Source organism: Syntrophorhabdaceae bacterium (assembly GCA_028713955.1).
GTDB lineage: Bacteria > Desulfobacterota > Syntrophorhabdia > Syntrophorhabdales > Syntrophorhabdaceae > UBA5609.
In genome coordinates, this window is sequence record JAQTNJ010000339.1 from 1 (window position 1) to 2,812 (window position 2,812).

At 44.3% G+C, this 2,812-nt stretch carries 3 protein-coding genes; all 3 read right to left on the minus strand.

The window, feature by feature from the left end; translation table 11 throughout:
- Window positions 1–1,413 (minus strand): pilus assembly protein N-terminal domain-containing protein (locus PHU49_16700; GenBank protein MDD5245650.1); only part of this gene is annotated, 1,413 nt, incomplete at its 3' end.
- Between the two features lie 107 nt (window positions 1,414–1,520).
- Window positions 1,521–2,438 carry a Flp pilus assembly protein CpaB gene (gene cpaB, locus PHU49_16705; protein ID MDD5245651.1) on the minus strand — a complete coding sequence of 306 codons (918 nt, stop codon included), beginning with the start codon at window positions 2,436–2,438 and terminating at the stop codon, window positions 1,521–1,523.
- Window positions 2,438–2,812 (minus strand): peptidylprolyl isomerase (locus PHU49_16710; protein ID MDD5245652.1); only part of this gene is annotated, 375 nt, incomplete at its 5' end. The genes cpaB and PHU49_16710, both read right to left, overlap by 1 nt.

Consider the following 2,812-nt stretch of genomic DNA (forward strand, 5'->3'; position numbering starts at 1 on the left):
GCTTAATTTTAACGTACCCTGAAAACCTGCTTCTTTAGCAGCCACAGGATAAGTCAGGTTCTCAAGAATTTTCCTTTGGATAATCTTAGCATACCTTACAACGGGATCCTTTATATCATCGTCACTAAGAACAGGTGTTCCGGAAATTGATGGTTTTAATTCTTTCTCCGGCGTCTTTTGATCAACTACGCGCGGGGTCAAAGTAATAAATAACTCCGTATCATCAGCCTTGGAAAGATCTGAACTCCATCCCTGAGAAATAGTCCTCTGTCTAAAAAATAACCCCAATACCGGCACATCCGAAAGCCAGGGGACTCTATTTAATTCTTCTTCAGACTTTTTCTTGATTAACCCTCCCAGGGCCATTGTCTGCCCATCGTCGAGGAAAAGCTCAGTCGTGGCTGTACGCTTAGTCATTTTATAGGCAAGTGCGTAGGTCGTGCTCACCACATCCCCAACCTCACTAACAGTAACATCAAGGTTAAGATGGATACGGCCGGAGTCTTCAATTGACGGCCTGACATTTAAAATAATCCCGTATTCTTTGTATTCTACAGAACCTCCGGTAGTTGCGCCTACGGAACTTGAACCGCTGGTACCAGGGGTAACTGATCCGCTTAACACCGGAACTTCCCCTCCGACAACAAGTTTGGCTTCTTTACCGCTCTGGCAAGAAACCCTCGGCCTTGAAAGGATACGCGCCTTGCCATCTTTGATCAAGGCATCCAGTTTTAAAGTAAACGCGGCCCTGGTTTCATTAACAACATGAAATAGTTTACCCCAGGTTGTCCCGGCAGCGGAAATACCGGGAGAACCGACTTCAGTTAAACTCAAAGAACTCGGCCAGGTAAAACCAAGGGTATCCTGGGATCCCCGATTAATTTCAATTACCTGAACATCAATTTCTATTACCGTTTCTTCTTCTTTAACCACGATTAAATCAATGATCTTATCTTTAAGCGCTCCCAGGGCAGTAGCAATACGTTCCCTGTCTGCGGCACGTTTTACCTTGCCCAAAAGTGCAACCTTACCCTCTTCATCTTCAGCACTTGTGTAGACATCCGGTAAATTAAGTTTCTTTAGCATATTGTCTATACGGTGTTTAAGCTCTGAGGTGTCTTCTGCAAATACCTTTAAGCGATAAGACTGTTCTCCAAAATTATCCCAGATAATTAAAGTAGTAGCCCCTACTGCCTTAGGAACAACTGTAAGATCACTTTTACCGATATTAGCAACATCAGCAATCGCCGGGTTACCTACGGCAACCCTTTTCGGGGAACTGACTGAAATAATTTTGGTTTGTCCTATGTAAAGCCTTAACTCTTCCTCAACATCATCCGCAGAATAGCCATTAAAAGGCAGGAAGGTTATAAAAGTAGCAATAAATAATAGGCCAAGAAATAACTTTCTCATTTTCCTCCTTTTATCTCACGCAAAACCTATACTAACGCGAGATTTTTCTCTACAGGACAAACTAAAATCAAAAAATATAAATTCCTAATACAGCAGAACTTTCCTCTTTATTTAATAAGAGAGACTTTCTCTTTATTTAACCCGCGGAAAACTTCTACGTACTCAGTAGTATCAACTACGGGTGCCGCCGGTGCTTCTTTAACTTCGGCACTTTTTTGTTGAGGCATAATATATTGAAACAAGGTTTCCCAGCTGGCTGGAACCACCGGTTCGACGCTGGCGTCCGCAGGAGAACGCAAAGTCAGACGCATCTTCCCCTGTTCCTGGACAAAAGCGATAAGATTGGCCTCTTGAGACGCCAGGGCTAAAGTAATCAAGCCCCCGCCACCGGAGGAAGGAGCTTCTTTTTCCGAATAGCGGCTGGTTGCACCTGCCGTAAAACCGGTATTCTGACCTACAGCCAAAACTAAAACATTCTGAAATAACGGGACTACCGCGACCTGGCTGGATATTTGCCCGTCAGCCCCCTGAACAGGAACTTGCAATGTAGCAATTACATCGACATAATCTCCGGGCCTGACCATCCCGGACAAAGAAGCCATGTTATCCACGGCGATAGAAATCGCTCTTTTACCCGCCGGAGTATTGCTTGCCAAACTGCTTCCTCCGCTTTCCCGGCGAGCCTTAGAAAGCTTGGAAAGACTTATCTGTTCACTCTTGGAAATCGGAGCAAGGGTAATCATCCCTAAAACCCTCTCGATAGAGGTAGCTGCCTGGGGTTGAATAAACTGATTAGGCACAATTGAACTCTCAAGCATATTGGCCTCAATGACTGGACCGCTGGCGATATCCTGCTTAGCCACTAAAACCACAGACTGGTTAGCTTGTATTTTAGCAAGCGTCTTTTTTGCCTGGGCCTGGGCCTCCTGCTTCTGCTGATCCAGATACATTTTGGTCATCAGGATTGCCACTACCCCCAGGACTACGCCGCTTATTAAAATAAGCTTCTGCTTTTCTATGGCCATTATTTTATCTCTCCTTCATAAATATCTATTTTGGCGTCACGGGAAAGCTTCCCGATTACCTCTTCGATAGCCTGCTGCTGCTTCATAAAGACAAGACCTCTCTTGATTTCATCCCACATTTCAGATAAAGGTTTTTGTTTGCCTCCACGTTTAGCTTCTAATTTAATAATACTGTATCCATCGGGAGTCTTAAATATACTGCTTATTCTGCCCGTATCCAGCGAATCAGAAAAAGCCACAGAATCAAACTGCGGAGATTTTATCCCTGGCTTAATAAATCCCAAGTCTCCTCCGTCTTTAGCGCTGGATGATTTAGAATTTACCTTGGCTAAGGCGGCAAAATCCGCACCCTGTAAAAGCTGGATTAAAATATC